General features: G+C 59.8%; 19 protein-coding genes. 10 read left to right on the top strand and 9 right to left on the bottom strand.

Annotated features, from left to right (window positions below; translation table 11 throughout):
- The first annotated feature begins 10 nt into the window (after nucleotides 1-10).
- On the top strand, nucleotides 11-1,528 hold the full coding sequence (gatB, locus tag CLM58_RS10160; RefSeq protein WP_095595825.1) for an Asp-tRNA(Asn)/Glu-tRNA(Gln) amidotransferase subunit GatB: 1,518 nt from the start codon (nucleotides 11-13) through the stop codon (nucleotides 1,526-1,528).
- A gap of 67 nt (nucleotides 1,529-1,595) precedes the next feature.
- Here gatB and CLM58_RS10155 read toward each other — a convergent pair whose 3' ends face one another.
- Nucleotides 1,596-2,171, bottom strand: coding sequence for an NAD(P)H-dependent oxidoreductase (locus CLM58_RS10155; protein ID WP_095595824.1), 576 nt, complete (start codon nucleotides 2,169-2,171; stop codon nucleotides 1,596-1,598).
- A 172-nt stretch (nucleotides 2,172-2,343) separates the two neighbouring features.
- Between CLM58_RS10155 and CLM58_RS10150 the strand changes: the two genes are divergently transcribed.
- Entirely contained in the window at nucleotides 2,344-2,682 is a 339-nt protein-coding gene (locus CLM58_RS10150; protein WP_143226554.1) for a DUF4177 domain-containing protein, read from the top strand.
- A gap of 99 nt (nucleotides 2,683-2,781) precedes the next feature.
- Nucleotides 2,782-3,411 carry a J domain-containing protein gene (locus CLM58_RS10145; protein ID WP_095595823.1) on the top strand — a complete coding sequence of 210 codons (630 nt, stop codon included), beginning with the start codon at nucleotides 2,782-2,784 and terminating at the stop codon, nucleotides 3,409-3,411.
- Nucleotides 3,412-3,440: 29 nt separating this feature from the next.
- Here the strand turns inward: CLM58_RS10145 and msrB are convergent, their stop codons facing one another.
- Nucleotides 3,441-3,914 (bottom strand): peptide-methionine (R)-S-oxide reductase MsrB, encoded by a 474-nt coding sequence (msrB, locus tag CLM58_RS10140; RefSeq protein WP_095595822.1) that lies wholly within the window; start codon nucleotides 3,912-3,914, stop codon nucleotides 3,441-3,443.
- A gap of 183 nt (nucleotides 3,915-4,097) precedes the next feature.
- On the opposite strand from msrB, the gene cobS reads away from it, so the two are divergent.
- The 5 genes from cobS (at nucleotide 4,098) to CLM58_RS10115 (ending at nucleotide 9,870) form a co-directional block, all read left to right on the top strand.
- The gene (cobS, locus tag CLM58_RS10135) at nucleotides 4,098-5,069 is read left to right on the top strand and encodes a cobaltochelatase subunit CobS (protein ID WP_095595821.1); all 972 of its coding nucleotides are present in this window, start codon (nucleotides 4,098-4,100) and stop codon (nucleotides 5,067-5,069) included.
- A gap of 145 nt (nucleotides 5,070-5,214) precedes the next feature.
- The gene (locus tag CLM58_RS10130; protein ID WP_095595820.1) at nucleotides 5,215-5,625 is read left to right on the top strand and encodes a hypothetical protein; all 411 of its coding nucleotides are present in this window, start codon (nucleotides 5,215-5,217) and stop codon (nucleotides 5,623-5,625) included.
- Nucleotides 5,626-5,703: 78 nt separating this feature from the next.
- Nucleotides 5,704-7,581: a cobaltochelatase subunit CobT gene (gene cobT / locus CLM58_RS10125; RefSeq protein ID WP_095595819.1), complete on the top strand. Its 1,878-nt coding sequence runs from the start codon at nucleotides 5,704-5,706 to the stop codon at nucleotides 7,579-7,581.
- Between the two features lie 54 nt (nucleotides 7,582-7,635).
- The gene (locus CLM58_RS10120; protein WP_095595818.1) at nucleotides 7,636-9,453 is read left to right on the top strand and encodes an aminopeptidase P family protein; all 1,818 of its coding nucleotides are present in this window, start codon (nucleotides 7,636-7,638) and stop codon (nucleotides 9,451-9,453) included.
- A gap of 72 nt (nucleotides 9,454-9,525) precedes the next feature.
- A complete protein-coding gene (locus tag CLM58_RS10115; protein WP_095597054.1) occupies nucleotides 9,526-9,870 on the top strand; it encodes a DUF427 domain-containing protein in 345 nt (114 codons plus the stop codon).
- Nucleotides 9,871-9,874: 4 nt separating this feature from the next.
- Here the strand turns inward: CLM58_RS10115 and CLM58_RS10110 are convergent, their stop codons facing one another.
- A complete protein-coding gene (locus tag CLM58_RS10110) occupies nucleotides 9,875-11,494 on the bottom strand; it encodes a chloride channel protein (protein WP_373286784.1) in 1,620 nt (539 codons plus the stop codon).
- A 166-nt stretch (nucleotides 11,495-11,660) separates the two neighbouring features.
- On the opposite strand from CLM58_RS10110, the gene CLM58_RS10105 reads away from it, so the two are divergent.
- Both CLM58_RS10105 and CLM58_RS10100 read left to right on the top strand, forming a co-directional pair.
- A complete protein-coding gene (locus tag CLM58_RS10105; RefSeq protein WP_095595817.1) occupies nucleotides 11,661-13,034 on the top strand; it encodes an FAD-binding oxidoreductase in 1,374 nt (457 codons plus the stop codon).
- A gap of 34 nt (nucleotides 13,035-13,068) precedes the next feature.
- A complete protein-coding gene (locus CLM58_RS10100; protein ID WP_095595816.1) occupies nucleotides 13,069-13,452 on the top strand; it encodes a GFA family protein in 384 nt (127 codons plus the stop codon).
- Between the two features lies 1 nt (nucleotide 13,453).
- On the opposite strand, the gene recN is transcribed toward CLM58_RS10100, so the two are convergent.
- The 6 genes from recN to CLM58_RS10070 all read right to left on the bottom strand — a co-directional run bounded on the left by recN (nucleotide 13,454) and on the right by CLM58_RS10070 (nucleotide 21,171).
- Complete coding sequence (gene recN, locus CLM58_RS10095; protein ID WP_095595815.1) at nucleotides 13,454-15,103, bottom strand: DNA repair protein RecN; 1,650 nt, start codon at nucleotides 15,101-15,103, stop codon at nucleotides 13,454-13,456.
- A gap of 15 nt (nucleotides 15,104-15,118) precedes the next feature.
- Nucleotides 15,119-15,961: an outer membrane protein assembly factor BamD gene (locus CLM58_RS10090; protein ID WP_095595814.1), complete on the bottom strand. Its 843-nt coding sequence runs from the start codon at nucleotides 15,959-15,961 to the stop codon at nucleotides 15,119-15,121.
- A gap of 104 nt (nucleotides 15,962-16,065) precedes the next feature.
- Nucleotides 16,066-16,995 carry a UDP-3-O-acyl-N-acetylglucosamine deacetylase gene (lpxC, locus tag CLM58_RS10085; protein WP_095595813.1) on the bottom strand — a complete coding sequence of 310 codons (930 nt, stop codon included), beginning with the start codon at nucleotides 16,993-16,995 and terminating at the stop codon, nucleotides 16,066-16,068.
- 222 nt (nucleotides 16,996-17,217) lie between these two features.
- Nucleotides 17,218-18,792, bottom strand: coding sequence for a cell division protein FtsZ (gene ftsZ, locus CLM58_RS10080; RefSeq protein ID WP_095595812.1), 1,575 nt, complete (start codon nucleotides 18,790-18,792; stop codon nucleotides 17,218-17,220).
- 178 nt (nucleotides 18,793-18,970) lie between these two features.
- Entirely contained in the window at nucleotides 18,971-20,305 is a 1,335-nt protein-coding gene (ftsA, locus tag CLM58_RS10075; protein WP_095595811.1) for a cell division protein FtsA, read from the bottom strand.
- Nucleotides 20,302-21,171, bottom strand: a complete 870-nt coding sequence (locus tag CLM58_RS10070) for a cell division protein FtsQ/DivIB (RefSeq protein ID WP_095595810.1) — start codon at nucleotides 21,169-21,171, stop codon at nucleotides 20,302-20,304. The genes ftsA and CLM58_RS10070 overlap by 4 nt, the downstream gene beginning before the upstream one ends.
- Nucleotides 21,172-21,205: the final 34 nt, after the last annotated feature.

Genomic DNA, 21,205 nt, shown 5'->3' with positions numbered 1-21,205 from the left:
GGACAGACTCATGCTTGACCATCTCGCTTATGATGCCCCCAAACCCAAAACCATCGCAGGCGCCACCGGCGACTGGGAACTGGTCATCGGACTTGAGGTCCATGCGCAGGTGTCCTCGAAGGCAAAGCTGTTCTCGGGCGCGTCGACGGAATTCGGGGCAGAGCCGAACTCGAACGTGGCATTCGTGGACAGCGCCATGCCCGGCATGCTGCCCGTCATCAACGAGGGTTGCGTCGCACTGGCCGTCAAAACCGGTCTGGGCCTGAAGGCAGAGATCAACCTGTTCTCGGCCTTTGACCGCAAGAACTATTTCTATCCTGACCTGCCGCAGGGCTATCAGATTTCGCAACTGTACCACCCGATCGTGGGCGAAGGCGAAGTGATCGTCGATATGGGTCCCGGCGTGGCGCGTAAGGTACGGATCGAGCGTATCCACCTAGAGCAAGACGCGGGTAAATCGATCCACGATATGGACCCCCATATGTCTTTCGTCGACCTGAACCGGACCGGCGTCGCCCTGATGGAAATCGTATCGCGCCCCGACATCCGTGGCCCGGAAGAGGCCGCTGCCTATGTCGGCAAGCTGCGCCAGATCCTGCGCTATCTGGGCACCTGTGATGGCAACATGCAGAACGGCAACCTGCGGGCTGACGTGAACGTGTCGGTCTGCCGTCCGGGCGACTATGAGAAGTATCAGGAAACGCAGGACTTCTCGCACCTTGGCACCCGCTGCGAGATCAAGAACATGAACTCGATGCGCTTCATCCAGCAGGCCATCGACTTTGAAGCCAAGCGTCAGATTGCCATTCTGGAAGACGGTGGCGAGGTGGATCAAGAAACCCGCCTGTTCGACGTGGCCAAGGGTGAAACCCGTACCATGCGTTCGAAAGAAGAAGCGCATGACTATCGCTACTTCCCCTGCCCCGACCTGCTGCCGCTTGAGATCGAGCAGGCTTGGGTCGACGACATCGCAAGCACCTTGCCGGAACTGCCAGACGAGAAAAAAGCGCGTTTTGTCAATGACTTCGGTCTGTCCGAATATGACGCGGGCGTGTTGACCGCCGAGGTCGAAAACGCGGATTATTTCGAAAAGGTCGCCGAAGGCAACGACGGCAAACTGGCCGCGAACTGGGTGATCAACGAACTCTTCGGCCGTCTGAAAAAGGACGACGACAAGGGTATCGAAGACAGCCCTGTGAATCCTGATCAACTGGCTGGCATCATCAAGCTGATCACCAAGGGCGACATCAGCGGCAAGATCGCGAAAGAGCTGTTCGAGATCGTTTACACCGAAGGTGGCGATCCTGCTGAAATCGTTGAGAAACGTGGCATGAAACAGGTCACCGACACCGGCGCGATCGAGGCCGCTGTCGACCAGATCATCGCCGACAACCCGGCACAGGTCGAAAAGGCCAAGGTGAACCCGAAACTGGCGGGCTGGTTCGTGGGTCAGGTCATGAAAGCCACTGGCGGCAAGGCCAACCCGAAAGCTGTGAACGAGATCGTCTCGGCGAAGCTAGGCCTGTAAAAACAGCCATACAGAGCACGTGCAGACAGCGTTTGGATTGCGTCCATACGCTGTCTGTTTTTTTGGGCTACAGGCCTTGCCGGCCTAGCTCTGCCATCTCGGCAAAAATCTTTTTGGCGCGGGCCTCTGACATCGGGTCCACACGACCGATCAGGGACTGCCGGATTGGCTTCACCCCTGAAAACCCCATGACAGAGCGCTGCAGCACCTTGGTGCCGTGCTGGCCAAAGTACCATCGGTAGAACATCGCGGGCATCCCCATGGTCACCACCAGACGCGCGGACTTCCCTTTCAGCTTTCGGACCCAGCCCTTGTCGGTCACATCCATGGCAAAACCATAACGGAAGACCTGTTCGAACCACGCCTTCACGACGGCGGGCATGCCACCCAGCCACAGTGGAAACACCACGACGATGTGGTCGGCCCACTGGATCGCACTTTGCGCGTCGTCCACATAGTCGGGGGTATCGCCGCTTTCGAATTCTTCCTTGGACCGCAGCGGGGTAACGGGGGTCTCTGCAATCCGAATTTCGCGCACTTGGTGACCAGCCTCGGTCGCGCCCTCGGCATAGGCCTCTGCCACGGCATGACAGAAGTGCGGGCCCGAGGTATCGGGATGCCCTTGCAGGATCAGGATATTCATCGTCCGACTCCATTCTTGGTTCAGGGCCAATCTGGGTTTCGAACGGTTCTTTGTCTTTGACCTCACTCAAGTCGGCAAAGCTGAGACAAAAATGTAGATTTACGTCGGGCAATTCTTTCCGTCCCTCAATCCTTGAGGTAAAGTGCGGTCTTCCAAATCCTGAGGCAGCAAAATGCAAAGCTTTGAGTACAAAATCGTTCCCGCCCCGAACCGGGGCAAGAAGGCCAAAGGCGTGAAAACGACAGAAGATCGTTTTGCCAAGGCGATGACGGACCTGCTGAATGAACAGGCCGCAGAGGGCTGGGAATATCAGCGCAGCGAAAGCCTACCCTGCGAGGAACGCTCTGGTCTGACAGGAAAGTCTGTCACCACCCAGAACGTGCTGGTTTTCCGGCGCGCACTCAGCTCTGGGGCGTCCCAACACGGCCTGCGGCCAGAACCGCGGATCGTCTCGGGTGATCGGCCAGTGACCCTGTCGGCCTCTACTGAAAGCGATACGGGCGACAACTGATAAAATGTGGCCGGCACCGCAAAAAAATTTGCGTTGCCCCCTTCATTCCGGCGCTCAAAACGATAAACTCTCACGTCCGAGTCGAAGAGGTGACGACAGATGAGCAAAAGCGACCCGTTTGGTTTCGATATTTCCGTATCCGCTTCTAAAAAGAAGAACCCGCGCGGACGGCGCGGGATGTCCGGTGCGTTCGAGACTTCGAAGCGGAAATGTGAGCATGAAGGCTGCACCGAGGCGGGCCAGTATCGCGCGCCACGTTCGCCCGACCATCTGGATGAATACCTGTGGTTCTGCAAAGACCACGTGCGCGAATACAATTTGAAATGGAACTTCTTCAACGGTGCCACTGAAGAGGAAATGAACGCACAGGCCGACAAGGATCGCGTCTGGGAGCGCGAGACCAAGCCGTTCAAGAAAACTGCCGAACAGCAGGCTTGGGCGCGTCTTGGCATTGACGATGCGCATCAGGTTCTGGGCGACAACGCGACCCGCAACCCGGGCAAGTCGATCACCGGCACCCGCCGCCTGCCCCCGACCGAACGCAAGGCGCTGGAAATTCTGGATGCCAAGGATCACTGGACTAAGAAAGAGATCCGCAAGCAGTACAAGTCTTTGATCAAGGACCTGCACCCCGACATGAACGGCGGCAACCGGTCGGACGAAGACCGGCTGCAAGAGGTTGTCTGGGCCTGGGATCAGATCAAGGACAGCCGCAGCTTCCAAACCTGACACAAGGCGGGCCATCGCGGCCCGCTTTTTTATGCCTCAGCGGGTTGGAACTTTAGGCTGACCCCATTGATGCAATGCCGCTTGCCCGTCGGCGCGGGCCCATCATCGAACACATGACCAAGGTGGCTGCCACAGCGGCGGCAGTGGACCTCTGTCCGGGTAACCAGCAGTTTGCGGTCAGGTTTGGTTTGAACCGCATTCGGTAGCGGTTTCCAGAAGGACGGCCAACCGGTCCCGCTGTCGTATTTGGTGCTAGAGGGGTACAGCGGCAGGTCGCAGCCCTTGCACAGAAAGTTGCCCGCGCGCTTTTCGTCATTCAACGGGCTTGTAAAGGCGCGCTCGGTCCCTTCACGCCGCATGACCTTGTATTCCAGCTTGGTCAGCATCGCGCGCCATTCTGCATCGGTACGGGTGACCTCGAACTCTTCGGCCAGGGCTATCCCGCCTGTCGCAGAAAAAAGTCCAGCCCCTGCGGTGGTGATCAGAAAGTCTCGGCGGTTCATTGTACACCTCTCTTACTTGATGCTCTGAAGATAAGAGATGCGCCCGATCACCGTCATCTCACATTCGCTTGCGCTGATTATGAGTCCAGCTTCCGGTTGCCCTTGCACCCTTGGGGAATATGTTCCACTACAACAGTTCAGGCGCTTGCCTGGATCGCAGAGATTAGCGGAGCGGATGGTAATATGGATAGTGCGGTAAAACCCACGGAAGAAGTCTCGGTACGCGAGGCGTTTGGGATTGACTCGGATATGGCCGTGAAAGGCTTTGCAGAGCGCACTGACCGCGTGCCTGAAGTTGACAGCACTTACAAATTCGACCCTGACACGACGCTGGCGATCCTTGCCGGTTTCAGCCACAACCGCCGCGTCATGGTACAGGGTTACCACGGCACGGGTAAATCGACCCACATCGAACAGGTTGCCGCCCGACTGAACTGGCCCTGTGTGCGCGTGAACCTCGATAGCCACATCAGCCGGATCGACCTGATCGGTAAGGATGCGATCAAGCTGCGCGACGGCAAGCAGGTCACCGAATTCCACGAGGGCATCCTGCCCTGGGCGCTGCGCAACCCGACCGCGATCGTTTTCGACGAATATGATGCGGGCCGTGCAGACGTTATGTTCGTGATCCAGCGTGTTCTGGAGCATGACGGCAAGCTGACCCTTCTGGACCAGAACGAAGTCATCACGCCGAACCCGTATTTCCGCCTTTTTGCGACCGCCAACACCGTTGGTCTGGGCGACACCACAGGCCTGTACCACGGCACACAACAGATCAACCAAGCGCAGATGGACCGCTGGTCGCTGGTCGCGACGCTGAACTATCTGTCGCACGACGCCGAAACCATGATCGTCCTGTCGAAGGCGCCGCACTATAACACCGAGCCCGGCCGCAAGACCGTCAGCCAGATGGTGACCGTGGCCGATCTGACCCGGACCGCCTTCATGAATGGCGACCTGTCGACCGTCATGTCGCCGCGGACCGTCATCACCTGGGCCCAGAACGCGGCGATCTTCCGCGATGTGGGCTATGCGTTCCGCCTGTCTTTCCTGAACAAATGTGACGAGCTAGAGCGCCAGACCGTGGCTGAATTCTACCAGCGCTGCTTTGACGAAGAGCTTCCCGAAAGCGCTGCCAGCATGAGCCTTGGCTAAGTCAATCTGACCCTGTTTTGAACAAGGCGGCCTTCAGGCCGCCTTTTCTTTTTCAAAGCCTTCGATACACTTAAGGACTCGCCATCTGAAAAAGTTTTCATTTTGCTTATTTGTAGGGCGCAGTTTCCGCGCTATATTACAATTAATGAGCAGTTTAAAAACTTTTGCGATTGCAGGCATTTCCAGTCTGATCCTGCCCACGCTCGCCGCGGCCCTGCCCGAAAAGGCGACCGATCGCGTACAGGTTTTCGCAACCTGCGCGGGGCGTTTGTCGGCACTGGAAGAAAGCCAAAGACTGTTCGAAGGCCCGTTGTCTGAGAAAACCGCAACCCGCCGCGACATGTTCAGCTTGCTGGTTGATGCAACCCTTCCCGATGCCAAAGACGAAGGCCTGAATGGGCGCACGGCACTGCATTGGCGGGTTGAAGCGAAGATGGCGCAGGCGGTTCTTTTGCAGCAAGCCATGTTCGGGACGGACCCGCTTCGGTCGGCGCAGGCACAAACGGCAGCCGACCAGCACATCGCCACGTGCGAACAACTGCTGCTAGGGGCGTGAATTCCGCTGCCTGCTATGGTCAACACCCCCGACTAGGTCTAGATTGCGGGGAAGACCCGCATAGGACAAGCTGACCGAATGAAACCCTCTGACAATCCAGCCGATCCGTTCAAGAAAGCTCTGGCCGAAGCAACCAAGGTCATGGCGGACGAACCCGATATCACGGTCAGCTACTCGGTGGACCCACCGGGCATGACCGATGACACCGTACGCCTACCTCAGGTCAGCCGCCGGATGACCCGCGAAGAGGTCCTGCGCGCCCGCGGTACGGCAGACGCCTATGCGATGCGGCTGAAGTATCACGATGCGGAAACCCACGCGCGCTATGTGCCAGAAGGGCAGATGGCCCGCGAAATCTATGAGGCGATGGAGGCCGCGCGCTGTGACGCGATCGGAGCCCGCGTCATGCCCGGCACCGCCAGCAATATCGACGCCACGATCGAGGAAAGCGCGATGCGCAAAGGCTTCGATCAGATCACCTCGGCCAGCGACGCGCCCTTGGCCATCGCGGCAGGCTACCTGATGCGCCACCTTGCGACGGGCCGGAAACTGCCGCCTGCCGCAGAAAACGTGATGGAGCTGTGGCGCGGGTTTATCGAAGAACAAGCTGCCGGCACGCTGGAAGGGCTTGAAGACGCGCTGGATGATCAGGCGGCCTTCGCCAAGTTTACCCGCAAGGTCATCAGCGATCTGGGCTATGGCGACCAGTTGGGCGAAGACCCCGATGCGCAGGACGAAGACGCCGAGGAAGAAAGCCAGCCCGAACAGGACGAGCAGGAACCCGAAAGCACCGGCGACGAGGACGAAGAAGACCAGCAGGACGATCCCGACGCCGAGGCAGAACGCGATCAGGATCAGCAGCAGGACATGTCCGAAGCGCAGCTGAACATGGACGATTTCGCCGAGGACGACATGTCCGAAGAAGCCGAATTGCCCGAAGGCGATGCACCGCTGGAACCGCCTCCCCCGCCCCCACATTCCGAGGCGGACCCGGAGTATCGCGTCTTCGACACCTCGAACGACGAAGAGATCCGCGCCGAAGAACTGGCCGAGCCCGCAGAGCTGGAGCGCCTGCGCGCCTATCTGGATCAGCAGCTTGAGCCGCTGAAAGGCGCCGTGTCGCGTTTGGCCAACAAGCTGCAGCGCCGATTGCAGGCGCAACAGAACCGGTCGTGGGAGTTCGATCTGGAAGAGGGCATTCTGGACGCAGGGCGGCTGGCCCGTGTCGTGGCCAACCCGACAACGCCCCTGTCCTTCAAGATCGAGAAAGACACAGAGTTCCGCGACACGGTGGTCACGCTGTTGCTGGATAACTCTGGCTCGATGCGCGGGCGACCGATCTCGATTGCGGCGATCTGTGCCGACGTTCTGGCGCGTACGCTGGAACGGTGCGACGTGAAGGTTGAGGTTCTGGGCTTTACCACGCGCGCGTGGAAGGGCGGACAGGCCCGCGAAAAGTGGCTGGCAGAGGGACGCGATCAGCAGCCCGGCCGCCTGAACGACCTGCGTCACATCATCTATAAGTCTGCCGATGCACCGATGCGGCGCACGCGGGTGAACCTTGGTCTGATGATGAAAGAGGGCCTGCTGAAAGAAAACATCGACGGTGAGGCGCTGGAATGGGCGCACCGCCGGATGCTGATGCGGCCCGAAGCGCGGAAGATCCTTATGGTGATTTCGGACGGTGCGCCGGTGGATGACTCTACCCTGTCTGTGAACCCCGCGAACTATCTGGAAAAGCACCTGCGCGACGTGATTGCCTTGGTCGAGAAACGCAAAGCGGTCGAGCTGATCGCCATCGGCATCGGCCATGACGTGACTCGCTATTACCAGCACGCCGTGACGATCACGGATGTGGAACAGCTGGCCGGTGCGATGACCGAACAGCTGGCCGGGTTGTTCGACAGCGACCCACGAGCCAGAGCGCGGATGATCGGGATCAAGAAAGCCTCGTAACACCCTGTCAGGCTTTATTTTCAGTAAATTTCGGAACCAAAAGAAGGGGTTCGCATGTTTCAAAGTTTCACCGCGACTGCGAGCCCCGAGTTTGGCCCAAAACGGCTGGCCGCTTTGCGTGCGGCGATGGCCGAAGCAGAAATCGACGCCGTCATCATTCCCCGTGCCGATGCGCATCAGGGCGAATATGTCGCCAGTTGCGATCAGCGGCTGGCATGGCTGACAGGCTTTACCGGGTCCGCCGGGTTTGCGGTTGTGACAATGGACGAGGCGGGTGTCTTCGTGGATGGCCGCTATCGCGCGCAGGTGCGGGTTGAGGTCGACCTTGATCACTTCACGCCGGTTCCTTGGCCCGAAGTCCAGTTGACCGACTGGATCGCAGAGCGACTGTCAGAAGGCGCGATCGTGGCCTTCGATCCGTGGCTCCATACTGTGGAACAGGTGCAAAAGCTGGCCGAAAGGTTTGATCCGTTGGGGATTGAGACAGGTTGGGAAGACCTGATCGCACAGATCTGGGACGACCGCCCTGCCCGCCCCGCAGAGCCGCTGACGGTTTATCCTGAAAATCTGGCTGGGCGCAGCCTGTCGGACAAATGCGATGCGGTCGCAAAAGACCTGCGTGACGCGGGCCATAGTGCGGCAGTTCTGACCCTGCCGGATTCCATCTGCTGGCTGCTGAATATTCGGGGCGCGGATATCCCGCGTATTCCGATCATGCACGCCTTCGCAGTCATTCATGCGGACGGGACAGTTGACCTGTGCACCGATGCACCCGCAGGGCCAGAGGTCCAAGCTGCCCTGACGGACCGCGTGCGCCTTCATCCCTATGACGCGCTACTGAACGTTTTTGAGACGCTGGAAGGTCAGGTTCGACTTGATCCGCAATCGGCACCAATCAAGCTTTGGGCCTTTCTTGGTGGCCGAGCGGCGCTGGATAATGGCGCGGTTGCCCCGGTTGAAGGCAAAGACCCCTGCCAGCTGCCGAAGGCTTGCAAGACAGAGGCCGAAATCGCAGGGGCGCGCGCCGCACATCTGCGAGACGCCGCTGCCGTGTGCGAATTCCTGTGCTGGTTGGACACTGAGGCCCCAAAGGGTGGCCTGACCGAAATCGACGTTGCCACCCGGTTGGAACAGGCCCGCGTGGCCACGGGCGCGTTGAAGGACATCAGCTTCGAAACCATCGCAGGTGCTGGTCCCAACGGCGCCATCGTGCATTACCGTGTGAACGAAAAGACCAACCGCCCCGTCAAAACTGGGGAACTCTTGTTGATTGACAGCGGCGGGCAATATCTGGACGGGACCACCGATATCACCCGCACCGTCGCGGTGGGCGAAGTTGGCGAGGAAGAGAAAACCTGTTTCACCCGTGTTCTGCGCGGCATGATCGCGATCTCGATGGCGCGGTTTCCCAAAGGGCTGGCCGGGCGCGATCTGGACGCACTGGCGCGGATGCCTTTGTGGCAGGCAGGTCAGGACTATGACCATGGGACGGGCCACGGCGTGGGCAGCTATCTGAGTGTCCATGAAGGGCCGCAAAGGCTGTCACGGATCAGCCACGAACCCCTGCGCCCGGGCATGATCGTGTCGAACGAGCCCGGATACTATCGCGAAGGGGCTTTCGGCATTCGAATCGAGAACCTCGTCACGGTGACAAAGGCCGCCGACCTGCCCGGGGCCGATGCGCGCGAGATGCTGACCTTTGAAACACTGACCTATGTTCCCATCGACAGGCGGCTGATTGTCGCAGAAATGTTAAGCCCTGCGGAACTGGCATGGATCAACGACTACCACGCGACCGTTGAAAAGAAGCTGTCCAAGACGGTGCCCGCAGACATCTGTGCATGGCTGAAGAGTGCTTGCGCCCCTCTCTAGGGTAGCTTTGTTGACATATCTCTGTCATGAAGCGCCTTCATGGATACGCGCGGACAGGAAGTGGAGATGACGATGACAGGCTATATCAAGATTCATAAGGCAGAGGGCACCTGGACTGTTCGCGCAGGCGGGGCCGTATTGGCCGAAACCCGCAATGCTGTCGAACTGAACGAGGGCGAGATGGCCCCGGTGATCTATTTCCCCCGCGAAGATATCGCGATGTCGTTCTTTGACGCCTCTGATCTTCGGTCGAACTGCCCGCACAAGGGTGAGGCGACCTATTACTCGATCCAGACCAAAAGCCAGACTTTACAGGATGTTGCATGGTCCTACGAAGACCCGAAGCCGGGTCTGGAAGCGATCAAGGGCCATCTGGCCTTTTACATCAGTGACAAGCTGGCCGTCGAACGGGTCTGACCCGTTACGAATGTTCTTCAGCCGCGGTCTCACTGAGGGCGCGGCTGAATGCTGTCAGGGCATCCACGTGATGCAAAGCCCCCAATAATTCCGACGGTTTGCCCGGCTCGGCCTTGGTCACGACCGGAATAAAACGATGCCCCCATTCGTTGAACATGGGCATGGCATCTTCCAGCGTCGTTTCCGGATGCAGGAATATCCCCTGCTCGATCATCGCCTCACAAGCATCGCGAGAGGCCGCCTTGGGGCTGTCGATCCCGCGCATCAGGACCGCCGCCGAATAGAGTGAAAGAAGATAGGACTGCGGACCCGCCGCGACGTGTTTGTTGCGCCGCTCCAACTGCGTCAGGAAGAAGGACCGGTCCACGATCCTACTGGACAGTGCGGTGGACATCGACACGGCCACCATAACCGCCAGACCTGTCTGCCAGTCGCCCGTCAGTTCGAACACAATCAAGGTGGTCGAGATCGGCGCCCCCAGCACGGCGGCAGCCACTGCCCCCATCCCGGCCAGTGCATACAGCGTGACCGAAGGCGCGGCCTGCGGGAAGATGCCCGTTGCCACGATGCCAAAAGCCAGCCCCGTTAACGCACCGACCATCAGCGATGGTGAGAACACACCGCCACCCATGCGCCCACCCATGGTGATGGCCACGGCGATACATTTGATGATCGCAAAGATCACCAATTCCCGGAACAACAGTGACCCGTTCAGGGCTGCCAGCGTGGTTTCATAGCCGACGCCGATGATATGCGGGAACCAGATGGCCAGCCCGCCCAGCATGGCCCCCGCCATCGCGGGGCGGAGCCAATTGGGCAGACCTGTCGCCTCTTGAAACGCGTTGCCGAAATCTTCTGCCAAAAAGATCGAGCGCATCAGCAGCACCGCGACCAACCCCGACACAAGGCCCAACAGCAGGAAGGCGGGCAGTTCGATATATAGGATAAGATCGGCCTGTCCGGGGCGGGCGAACTCTGTCACGTCGCCAAAGCTGAGCCGGTTGATCACGGTGCCCGCGACGCTGGCGATCACAATAGGCGCAAAGGCGTGAACGGCAAAGTGGCGCAACACGACCTCTAGCGCGAACAAGGCGCCGGCAATCGGCGCGTTGAACGACGCTGATACCGCCGCTGCCACCGCGCAGCCCAAAAGGTCTCTGCCGGTGACACCGTTTGCGTGGATACGATCCGACACCCATGTCGAAACCACCCCCGCCAGATGCACCACCGGCCCTTCCCGGCCCGTGGACCCGCCCGAGGACAAGGTGATCAAAGACGCCAACGCCGAGGCCAGACCGGCCTTCACCTCGACACGACCCTCGTTCAGGGCAGAGCCTTCGATCACGTCGGCCACGGATCGGACACGACCGTCGGGAGTGAACCGATTCAGGATGATCCCCACGACTAGTCCCCCCACAATCGGGATCACAAGGATCATTTGCCACGGTAGGCTTTCGACAAAACTGTGCAGCATACGGGGGTCCGGCACACCATAGACGGCCTCTTGCAGGGCCGAGATGGCCAGACGGAACCCAAGTGCGGCAAACCCGGCAACGATTCCGATAATCAGTGCGATGAACCAGAACTGGATCTGCGACGGCCCCTTTTTGCGGATCACCGTCAACCCGTGCCTCCACCCTTGTCGCAGATCAACGCGGAGTCTTAGGTACAATTTGCGTAACGGGGCGATTGCCAAGAGGGTCAGCCTTGCCGGGCTTGGTATAGATTGGCTTTCCCGGCCAGCCCGATTGACCTAGGATGCGCTGAACACGGGACAAGAAAGAAAAACCATGCCCAATGACAAGGCGTTAGACGCCCTTTCCTCTTTTCTAGGCGATCGTTTCAGCACCTCCAAGGGCGTTCTGGAAGCGCATGCTCAAAGTGAGACATTTGTGACCGCCCCACCACCTGAAGGCGTCGCATTTCCAGAAACCACCGAAGAAGTGACCGAGATAGTCCGGATCTGCGCCGAACATGATTGCCCGGTGATCGGATGGGGCGCTGGAACCTCGCTCGAGGGCCATGCTTTGGCCCTGCGCGGCGGCGTGACCGTAGATTTTTCACGCATGAACAAAATCTTGGCGATCGACGTCGAGGACATGAACGCCATCGTTCAGCCCGGCGTCACCCGTGAAGAGCTAAACCACGAACTGCGCGCCACCGGCCTGTTCTTTCCGGTCGACCCCGGTGCAAACGCCACCTTGGGCGGCATGGCCGCCACGCGGGCCTCTGGGACCACCGCCGTGCGCTATGGCACCATGCGCGACAACGTCAAAGCGCTAGAGGTCGTGCTGGCCGACGGCCGTGTGATCCGCACCGGGACCAAGGCGCGAAAATCCTCGACCGGGTACGATCTGACCGGGCTGATGGTGGGCTCTGAGGGGACGCTTGGCCTGATGACCGAACTGACCCTGCGCCTCCAAGCCCAACCCGAGGCGACCTCTGCCGCGGTCTGCGCCTTCGAGACCATCGATCAGGCGATTGCCACCGCGATGACCACGATCCAGATGGCCATTCCGATGGCGCGGATTGAACTGTTGGACGGAACGGGGGTCGCCGCTGTGAACGCCTATTCCAAGACCTCGCTTCCGGAATGCGCGCACCTGCTGGTCGAGTTCCACGGCAGCGAAACCTCGGTCAAGGAAGACGCCGAACGCTTCGGCGAGATCGCGGAAGAGTTCGAGGCCAAAAGCTTTGACTGGGCCACCCGGCAAGAGGATCGCACCCGACTTTGGGCTGCGCGCCACAACGCCTATTGGGCGCTGCAGGCGTATAAGCCGTCGACCACCGGATTTTCGACCGATATCTGCGTTCCGATTTCCAAGCTGGGGCAGGCCATCGCGGATACCAACAAAGCGCTTGAAGAGGCCGATTTCATCGCCTCGATCATCGGGCACGTGGGTGATGGCAACTATCACGTCAACATGTTCGTCGATGTCTCTGACCCGGTTCAAAAAGAGCAGGCCAAGGCCCAAGCCGAAGGCATGGCAGAACGCGCCCTGAAACTGGGGGGCACGGTGTCCGGCGAACACGGGATCGGCTTTGGTAAGCTGAAGTTCATGCGACAGGAACACGGGGATGCCTGGGACGTGATGGGTCAGATCAAGCGCACGCTGGACCCGCAAAACATCATGAATCCCGGAAAGATGGTGCCGGGGAACTGATTTTCATAATCATCCCCTTTCGAAGGAGGTTTTCATGCTGACTGGACGTTGCGAATGCGGGACGGTGAAATTTGAGGTGTCAAAGGTCCGCAACGCTGTCACCGCCTGTCATTGCAGCCAGTGCCGACGGTTGAGCGGGCACATCTGGGCCACCACTGTCGCGCAGTTGGGCGATCTGCGGTTCCTTTCAGACAAGACCCTGAAATGGTACCGCTCATCAAGCAAGGCAAAGCGCGGGTTCTGCAACACTTGCGGGGCAAACCTTTTCTGGCAGCTGAACGACAATGATGAAATTTCGATTGCAGCAGGCAGTCTGGACGACACAAGCGGGCTGTCGCTGACCAAACATATCTTCGTCAAGGATAAGGGGCAGTACTACGACATCGAAAAGGGCACGCCGCAGTTCGAAGCGTTCTAGCCTATCTCGCCAGCAGCGCGCGGGCGGCGTCTCGGGCGGCGTCGGTGACCGTGTCACCCGCCAGCATCCGGGCGAGTTCATCCACGCGCGCGTCTGCATCCAAGGCCGTGACCTGCGACAGCGTGGTGCCATCGGTGATCTGTTTCGCGACGCGCCAGTGATGACCACCAAGGGCTGCGACCTGCGGCGAGTGGGTCACGACAAGCACCTGCCCCCCATCGGCGATACTGGCCAGACGGCGACCAACCGCGTCCGCGGTGGCCCCACCGACACCCCGGTCGATCTCGTCAAAGATCATGGTCAGGCCACTTTCCCCTGCGGTCAGGCAGACCTTGAGCGCCAGCAAAAAGCGGCTAAGCTCGCCGCCCGAGGCGATCTTGTTCAGCGGCCCGGCAGGTGCACCGGGGTTGGTGGCCACGGTGAAGGTGACGCCTTCGACGCCCTCGGGGCCGGGCTCTGCCGAGGCCAGAACGGTGCGAAAAACGGCGCGCTCCATTTTCAGCGGTGCCAATTCGGCCCCCATGGCCGCATCCAGATCCTGCGCGGCCTCTTCCCGACTAGCGGTAAGGGTCGCAGCGTCGTGATCGTACCGAGCTTTCGCATCCTTCAGAGCGCGGCGCAGGGTATCCAGCCCTTCTTCACCTGCATCCAGCGCCTCAAGCCGTGTGCGTAGGCCGGTTGCGAACTCTGGCAGATCGTCGGGCTGAACCCCGTGCTTGCGGCACAGACCCCGGATTGCAAACAGACGCTCTTCAACATCTTCAAGCTCGGCCGGGTTGAAGGCCAAGGCTTGCAAGAAAGTTTCCACCCCTTGCTGCGCTTCCCCCAATTCGACCTGCGCGCGCCCGATGGCATCTATCGCCCCGTCCAACTGCCCCTCGGCATGATCGGCTGCGTCTTCAAGCCAGCGCAGAGCGTTGCCCATCTGGCCCTCTGCCCCGTCATAGCCAAGTGCGGCGAAGGCGCGGCTGATGTCCTCGCGAATGCGGTCCGCCGCCTGCATCATGCGGCGGCGCGTATCAAGTTCGGCCTCTTCCCCGAGTTGCGGGTTCAGCGCGTCCAATTCCGACACCGCGTGGCGCAGGAAATCCTCTTCGGTGCGAATGTCGTTTAGCGCGGCTTCGGCGGTTTCCAGAGCTGCCCGCGCCTCTGCCACACCCCGCCATGCGCTGCGAACGGCCTGTACCTGCGCCCCCAGCCCGGCGAAATCATCCAGCATTTGCCGATGCCCACGCGGGTTGAGCAGCCCCTTGTCATCGTGCTGACCGTGCAGCTCGACCAAAGTATCCGAAAGCGCCCGAAGTACATCACCCGAAACCCGCCGGTCATTAACCCAAGCGGTCTTGCGCCCTTCGGTCGTGTTCACCCGGCGCAGGATCAGTTCGTCATCGGTCGGAAGTCCGGCGTCTTCCAACACGGCATGGGCAGGATGGCCTTCTGGCAGATCGAAAATCGCCGTGACCTCGCCTTGCGCGGCACCGGCACGAACCAATTCGGCCCGACCACGCCACCCAAGTACGAACCCAAGGGAATCCAACAAGATCGACTTACCGGCCCCGGTTTCTCCGGTCAGCACGTTCAGACCCGGTTGAAACGCAAGCTCCAACCGGTCAATGATCAGGATGTCTCGGATATCGAGGGACCGAAGCACGCCGCCCTCTTCAGTTTACAGCCACTGGCCTTTGACCATCTGGCGATAGATGTCCTGCAGCCAACCACGTCCGCGCGGCGCGGGCTCAAGCCCACGACCTTGCAGCAGGTTATAACCATCCTCGTACCAATCAGACGATTGGAAGTTGTACCCAAGGATCGCACCAGCGGTCTGTGCCTCGTCCGTCAGGCCAAGCGACAGATAGCCCTCGATCAGGCGATACAGCGCTTCGGGCGTCTGGGTGGTGGTCTGGAAATCCTCAACCACAACGCGGAAACGGTTGATCGACGCGGTATAGTGGCCACGCTTCAGATAATAGCGCCCCACTTCCATTTCTTTTGCGGCCAGGTGATCGAATGCCAGATCGAATTTCAGAACGGAACTCTGCGAGTATTCGCTGTCTGGATAGCGTTCAATGACGGTCCGCAACGCTTGCAGCGCCTGGAAAGTCAGGCCTTGGTCCCGGCCAACAAGTTCGATCTGGTCGTAATAACTAAGGGCCACCAGATAGGCTGCGTAGGCCGCATCGTCGTCAGCGGGGTAAAAATCGATATAGCGCTGCGCCGTTGCGCGGCTGTTTTCATAGTCCTTGTCGATGTAGAAAGAGTAGGCCTGCATGATCAGCGCCCGCTTGGCCCATTCGGAATAGGGGTATAGGCGTTCTACTTCGCCGAACAGTCGCGCAGCCTCATCCGCATCGCGCGGGTTTTTCAGCGTTTCTTCCGCTTGCGTGAAAATTTGCTGCGGCGGCATTGATTCCAGTGGATCGACTTCAGCCTCGCGCTGACCGCAGGCGGAAACCGCCAGCACCGATACCATTGCTCCGAAGATGACTGCACGCCCACCAAATTTGGTCATGAACCACTCAACCCTGTTTTTTTACATCGCCCCGAACCAAGGGGTCAGAGTTGTCCTAGCACAGAAAAATCCGGTGCAAAATGACTTTGAGGGGGTTTTCGCGTTCAGGCAACGTCTGCAAGATCGGCTTGCTTAACGCCAACACCGGGAAGACGGCCCGCAACCTCTGTCGAGCAGGTCACCATCCGGAACGCCGAAGGCGTCGCGAAAAGCTTGCGCAGTAACTTGTTGGTGATGCCGTGACCCGCACGAACACCCGTATAGCGACCCTGAATCGGGGCTCCGGCGAGCGCCAGATCGCCTAGCGCGTCCAACATTTTGTGGCGCACGGGCTCATCCGCGTGGCGCAGGCCACCGCGGGTTAGCACTTGAGACCCGTCAAAGACAACGGCGTTGGCCATGTCGGCAATGTCACCACCCAAGGCCAGTCCTTGTTCCTGCATCGCGACGATATCAGCTTTACGGCAGAAAGTGCGGCTGTCGCACAGCTCGCGTACAAAGGACCCGTTGGCCATGTTCAGCGACTTTTCCTGACGACCGATCGCGGCGTCGGGGAATTCGATCTGGAAATCAATCTCGAAGATTTCCGAAGGCTCCAGCGTCGCGCTGGCCAGCCCTTCTGAATAGGTCACAGGCTCAAGAATCTCAATCATGCGGGCGGGCGCAGAGAGTTCCTGAAAACCGGCGGTCATAAAGGCCTGTACGAACTGGGCAGAGCTTCCGTCCATAACCGGAACCTCTGGACCATCAATGTCGATCAACGCGTTATGTACACCACAACCCGCCAGTGCAGCCATGATATGTTCAATGGTGGAAACGCTGGCGCCGTCCACATTTTCGATCTTGGTGCAAAGCTGCGTCGAAGACACCGCGTTCCAGCGAGCCGGAATCAACGTGTCACCTTCGGTCAGATCCGTGCGGCGAAACCAAACACCGTATTCAGCAGAGGCCGGACGCACCACAAGACGCACGTTCTTGCCAGAGTGCAAACCGATACCGGTGAACTCTACTGCAGTTTTAAGCGTCTTTTGCACGTATGGCTTCCTATGGTTTCAGACGGACTCAGCTCCGATCGCGGTCATAGGTATTCAGAGGACCTAACGCGCTCAACTCAAAGTTTGTAACCAAGTGAAACATCGCCCGTGATCGGTAGGCGAAATCCCGCCACTGAAGTTTACCTGACTGACAAGTCATTGCTTCAAAACAGAAAAAGGGCCGACGGTTCGGCCCTTTTCCACTTATATCTTTGAAAGATTTTAGTTTGCCTGACGGCGCAGGAAGGCAGGAATTTCAATTTTTTCCTGTTCTGCGTCCATCTCTTCCTCTTCGAAGGACTGCATCGGCGGAGGACGACGGAAGGCTGCGGGCTGTGCCGCCTGCTCTTCGTGATGGTGGCCCGACATGCGGTTGATCAGCGATCCAATGCCAAAGCGTGCCCGGTCTGCGGGGGCCTCTGTGGCTGGACGCGGGGCCGGCTCAGCCTGAGCTTCCTGGCTACTGTTCGGCACCTTGGCCACGGCGGCCTGGAGCCGCGCCAGAGCTTCGGGCGACGGTGTGCCGGGCGCGCGGGGCGCTGCTGCCTGTGCCGGCGCTGGTGTTTCTACACGCGGCTGATAGGCGGGCGGCGGCAGGTCGTCCTGCGCTTCGGCAACCGTTTCCATGTCACCAAAAAGCGACGGTTCCGGCTGAGTTTCGACAGGCGCTGCAGCAACCGGTGCGGCGGCAACCGGTGCGGCGGCGACAGGCGCTGCCTCAACCGGAGCGGCCACAGGGACCTGTGCTACCGGGGCTACTTCAGGTTCTGCTTTCGGCGGCAGCGGTTCTGCCAGCGAACGGCGCGGCGGGTGATGCTCGGCAGCTCCTACTTCAGCGTCGATACCGGTCGCAACGACCGAAACGCGCATCGCGCCTTCCATTTCTGTGTCCAGCGTCGAACCAACGATGATGTTGGCCTCGCCATCCACCTCTTCGCGGATGCGGTTGGCCGCTTCGTCCAGTTCGAACAGGGTCAGGTCGTAACCGCCGGTGATGTTGATCAAAACGCCCTTCGCACCGCGCAGGCTGATTTCGTCCAGCAGCGGGTTGGCGATAGCCTTTTCAGCAGCCTGAATGGCGCGCTCTTCCCCGGTGGCTTCACCGGTGCCCATCATGGCTTTGCCCATCTCGTCCATCACGGCGCGAACGTCCGCGAAGTCGAGGTTGATCAGGCCCGGACGAACCATCAGGTCTGTCACACCTTTGACACCCTGATAGAGCACGTCGTCGGCCATCGAAAACGCCTCGGTGAAGGTGGTCTTTTCATTGGCCAGACGGAACAGGTTCTGGTTCGGAATGATGATCAGCGTGTCGACGACCTTCTGCAGGGCTTCAACACCCTCTTCAGCCTGACGCATACGCTTAGAGCCTTCGAACTGGAACGGCTTGGTGACGACACCCACGGTCAGAACCCCCAACTCGCGCGCGGCCTGCGCGATGATCGGGGCTGCGCCGGTGCCGGTGCCGCCGCCCATCCCGGCAGTGATGAAGCACATGTGTGCGCCCGCCAGATGGTCAACGATGCCTTCGATGGTTTCTTCCGCAGCAGCTGCACCAACCGAAGGTCGCGCGCCTGCGCCCAAACCTTCGGTGACTTTTTCGCCAAGCTGGATACGGGCGGCGGCGTTGCTCTGCTGCAGCGCCTGGGCGTCGGTGTTAGCAGCTACGAACTCGACCCCTTCCAGCTGTTTTTCAATCATGTTGTTGACGGCGTTACCGCCGGCCCCGCCTACGCCAAAAACCGTAATCCGGGGTTTTAATTCCGTTTGGTCATTCATCGAAAGATTCAATGTCATTTAAATATCCGCCTGTGTGCTCTGCCGGGCCGGATTCGAGTGGCCGCGTTTGTGATTTTCTTCCAATTTACCGCGTTGAAAGGGTCTGGTCACGCAAAAAACGCAGAAAACGCTACCAAATATGGCACTAATGTGAACAAAACCAGCGGCATTTCGCCGAAGCTACATTATGTAGCGGTTACCAAGAGTCCTTGAACCAGCGCATGGTGCGACGCAGGGTTCGTGCCCCATAAACTTCGTTTGGCATGTCAAAGTCCCACCACTCATCCTGCGGATGGGCCGCGAAAAGGCTAAGGCCGACACTGCCAGCGAATGCTGGACCCGTTGTCGCCTGCGGCAGGCCCTGAATACGCAGCGGGCGGCCCAGTCGGACCTGCTGTCCAAGAATACGAGACGCAAGGCCGTCCAGCCCGGGGATCTGGCTGCCGCCCCCTGTCAGGACGATCTTCTGGCTGGGAAGGTGTTCGAACCCGGCCGCATCCAATCGCAGGCGTACCTCTTCCAGCATCTCTTCGACGCGCGGACGCATGATGCCGATCAACTCGGCCCGGCTGACGGTGCGGCGGTCGTGCTCATAGTCGCCCGTGTCGCCGCCGATCTCGATCATTTCGCGATCATCCATCCCGGTGGCGACAACGCCGCCGTGGAAGGTCTTGATCCGCTCGGCCACGGACATCGGCACACCCAGACCCTTCGAGATATCGCTGGTCACGTGGTCCCCACCCATACGCACCGCATCGGCATAGATCATGTGTTTCTTGATAAAGATCGACAATCCGGTCGATCCGCCGCCAAGGTCGATACAGGCCGCGCCAAGTTCTTGCTCGTCTTCGACCAGCGCCGCCCGACCCGAGACATAGGCAGACGAGGCCAGCCCGGCGAGCTCAAGGTCACAGCGTTTGATGCAGTACAGAAGGTTCTGAACCTCGTCGCTGCCAATCGACAACAGGTGCATATCCACCGACAGACGGTTGCCAATCTGGTCGCGCGGGTCTGTCAGGCCGGTTCTGTGGTCCAGCGCAAAATTCACCGGATGCGCGTGGATCACCTCGCGCCCTTCGCCAATGTCCGGCACATCGCAATTGGCCAGCGCCTGCGCGATGTCCTGCTCGGACACCACCTGCCCCTGCAATTCTACATGACCGTCCAGCCCATAGGACCGCGGCCGCGCGCCCGAGAAACAGACGATCGCATGATCAACACGAACCCCGGCCATCTTCTGAGCCTGCTGAACTGCGGTCCGAATGGCACGTTCGGTTTCACCCATCGCGTTGATTTCACCGAAACACACACCACGCGACTGCGTGGTCCCTGCCCCGATCACGCGGAAACTGGACTGACCCGCCATCGAGCCAATTCCATCAGCCTCAGAGAACTGGGCCGGACCGTTAAACCGAAGCACAAGGCAGGAAATCTTAGACGTCCCAAGATCCAGAATCGCAACGACACCCCGATCCATCGCGGCCTTGCGCATCCGACGCATCGCTCGTTGAGACTGATACAGGTCCGTCATCCTTGCGTATCCCCATCTGGTGTTCTTGAGTACAGCAGGTCTTGCGCTGCTGGTTGGGACAGGCGCAACGTCGGGCGACCCGGCTGACGCATATCCACGGCACGCACATCGCGCGCCAACATGTCTTCGGCAGTGTGCAGGGCTTCGACCCGCAGCAGGGCCGTTACGGCACCTTTTTCCGGCAGCAGGATCATCTGGTTCTGATCCAGCACTACGGTCCAGCGCCGCTCTCCGACGCGCATCAATCCGCGAATACGGGGCTGAAGGGGACCAGCGGCGGCATAAAGCTCTAGCGCCTCACCCACGTAACGGTCCGCGCCGATGCCTGCGATCAACGGCAGGTCGGGACGGTCGCCGCGCGTTTCTAACGGGGCAACACGATGACCGGTCGCATCAAGAAGTTCCAGCTGGTCATGGACACGCCAGACGATGGCCGGCTCACGCTCAGTCACGGTGATTTGCAGGATGCCGCCCGGACGCACGCGCAGATCGGCCTTGGCCACGGCATCCAGCCCCGAGATCGTCCTGTGCATCTCGTCGAGATCCAGATCGAAAGAGCTGACAGGGAAGTCCACCGGCAAGACCTCGCGGATGTCCTGCCCCAACTCGGTCGAGGCCCCGTCGATGGCCATCAGCTTGACCATGAACTCGGGCCGATCCTCGATCGACTGGCGGATTTCCGACAGCGAGAGCATCAGCGCATCGCGCCGTTCTTCATTGGCAAGATAGGCCCAGGCGGCCAGCGCCACGACGATGACCGGCATACCGGACCGCATGAAAAAGCGGAAAAGCGGCGTCAACCAAAGGCGGTGAAGTCGATAGGAAAGACGGCTTGGCGCAGGATCGCGGCGGTTCAGATGTGGCATGGGTTACCCCCAACACACGAATGGGCACCCACTG

Source organism: Actibacterium pelagium (genome assembly GCF_002285415.1).
Classification (GTDB): Bacteria; Pseudomonadota; Alphaproteobacteria; order Rhodobacterales; family Rhodobacteraceae; genus Actibacterium_B; species Actibacterium_B pelagium.
Note: the sequence above shows the minus strand (reverse complement) of the source record. Positions and strands in the feature narration are given on the sequence as shown.